Raw genomic sequence first — 434 nt, forward strand, 5'->3', positions numbered from 1 at the left:
CAAGTTAAGCAACGTTGGAACTATTTATGTGTTTTAGTGAACTTATCCGATAGGCAGATTGTCGGTTACCATGTTGGTCAACATAAAACAGCAGAGCTTGTTATGTCGGCATTAAGCCAAATTAAAATGCCATTATCGAAATTAGATTTATTTCATTCAGACCGAGGTAAAGAGTTTGATAATCGGTTATTAGCGGATTGTTTTAAGACATTTAATATCACGCATTCATTAAGCAAGAAAGGATGTCCTTATGACAATGCGGTAGCGGAAGCGACATTTAAAACAATTAAAACGGAATTTGTAAAAGGCCAACGTTTCAACTCAACGGCTGAGTTACAACGCGCTTTTTCGGCTTATGCTTATTGGTATAATCATAAACGATTACATTCTTCGTTAGGCTACTTGCCTCCCGTTGAATTTAAAAAACACTTACC

Annotated in this window: 1 protein-coding gene; it reads left to right on the plus strand. The window is 36.4% G+C overall.

The annotated features are described in order from the left end of the window. Positions 1-434: integrase core domain-containing protein (locus A9G35_RS03655; RefSeq protein ID WP_141673758.1), on the plus strand; the 434-nt coding region annotated here is incomplete at both ends.

It is taken from the genome of Gilliamella sp. Choc5-1 (assembly GCF_001690595.1).
In the GTDB taxonomy this organism is placed as follows: Bacteria; Pseudomonadota; Gammaproteobacteria; order Enterobacterales; family Orbaceae; genus Gilliamella; species Gilliamella apicola_M.